The organism is Paenibacillus sp. 01T422 (genome assembly GCF_056398785.1).
Window position 1 is genome coordinate 1 of record NZ_JBFTQB010001107.1, and the last position, 1,796, is coordinate 1,796.

General features: G+C 45.9%; 2 protein-coding genes and 1 pseudogene. All 3 read right to left on the reverse strand.

Translation table 11 applies throughout. The features are described 5' to 3' along the window. A partial coding sequence (locus AC1DUA_RS36105) for a hypothetical protein (protein WP_477504315.1) occupies positions 1-208 on the reverse strand: 208 nt, incomplete at its 3' end. Positions 209-284: 76 nt separating this feature from the next. Continuing rightward, positions 285-515 (reverse strand): hypothetical protein, encoded by a 231-nt coding sequence (locus tag AC1DUA_RS36110; protein WP_477504316.1) that lies wholly within the window; start codon positions 513-515, stop codon positions 285-287. A 684-nt stretch (positions 516-1,199) separates the two neighbouring features. After that, positions 1,200-1,796 (reverse strand): annotated as a pseudogene (locus AC1DUA_RS36115) (protein prkA); the annotation flags it as partial.

Consider the following 1,796-nt stretch of genomic DNA (forward strand, 5'->3'; position numbering starts at 1 on the left):
TCCTAACACCTATAAGATCGCAAAGCCCAATAAAAAACACAATGATCGTCGTCATGACGATAAATCGAAAATCCCATGCATTAGGGAATTCATTCACTTGGGTTCCCGTCACACGCAAAATGATAACAAATAAGAGGAGGAGCAAATCAAAAAACATGCAGTACGCCATACGGGCTGAAAGCTTGTGGAGGGGAAGTTTGTCCATCATTCTGCCAAATCCGAAAAGATCTGATGATTTGTTCAGTTCATTGGATTTTTTCTGGGGGGAATTGTCCTTTGGAGGTTCAGTGTTCGGCTTTTGTTCGTTTGCCATCCTTTTTTACAGATCGTTGAATGGCCTCGTTGACTTCCAGCACATCCAACCACATTAGTATGGCTGCGCCGAAACAAAATCCTATTAAACATATCCCCCCATAATTTGATAATATATTCATTTCCCAAGTCATAAGCACAGCCATAAAGCTTACAAAAAACAAGAAAACAATCCCTGTTTTTTTCATAAAGTTCCCTTTCATTATCTGCTACACCTCCCTTGCTCGACGTTAAAATAGTATATGATAGATTGCTAGATTCCGTGTTCCTATTTACCAAATAAATGCAGATGTTCCCAGCTTACCCAGCACCACGAGCACATCAACTCCGCGGCTAATAAGGGAACTCTGTTCCTTACCAGGCAAATGCATGATTGCTCACATGAGATGAGCTGAGATGAGCTGCAGAGTTCCATTGAGACGATCTTTTAAGGCGCCTCAGCTGAGTTAGATGGAATAACTACCGTTAATCTGCACGGTTCAATGGCGGCGAATGAAATAGCGGTAGAAGCTACATCTATATCGTCAGTATTTGGACGAATCTGGTAAATTCGGTGGAATTAGCGGTAGAAACTGGAGTTGAATGCGTAAAAGTAGTGCATTTGCAGAGAATAGAAGTAGGAATCGGCGTTAATTATAAGTAGCTCCTCCACTCTGTGCCCGCTCCCTGCCAAAATGATCGTTTTGGCATCGTTAGCACCCTGTAGCACCCTGCGCCGCGCAGGCACCCACACCGCCGCCGTACAGGATGGGGGGAGCCTTATGGCTATGGCTATGGCTATGGCTATGGCTATGGCTATGGCTATGCCCTGCACTGCCCTGGCTCCGCCAGCTGCGCAAAACAAAAAAGCCCGAAGCGCCATCAGCGCCTCGGGCTCAAAACTCTTGTTATCTGTTCAGCAAGCTTCCCACATAACGCAGCAACTCATTCGCGCATACGGGGCAATACCCGTGCTCATCAATTAACTGCTTCGTCACATCGTTAATTTTCTTCAGCTGCTTCTCATCCGGCGTTTTCGACGATGTTGTGATCTTCACGATATCCTTCAGATCAGCAAACAGCTTCTTCTCAATAGCTTCACGCAGACGCTCGTGGCTGCTGTAGTCGAATTTCCTGCCCTTGCGGGAATAGGAGGAAATACGGATCAGAATTTCTTCACGGAACGCTTTTTTCGCATTTTCAGAAATGCCAATTTGCTCCTCGATGGACCGCATCAAGCGCTCATCTGGATCCATCTCCTCACCGGTGAGCGGATCCTTGATTTTGCCCCAGTTGCAGTAAGCCTCAATATTATCGAGATAGTTGTCGAAAATGGTTTTGGCTGACTCTTCGAAGGAATAAACGAAGGCCTTCTGCACTTCTTTTTTGGCAATATCATCGTACTCTTTACGCGCGACGGAGATGAAGTTCAGATAACGTTCGCGCTCATCCTTCGTAATCGACGGATGCTGATCCAAGCCATCTTTCAGGGCACGCAATACATC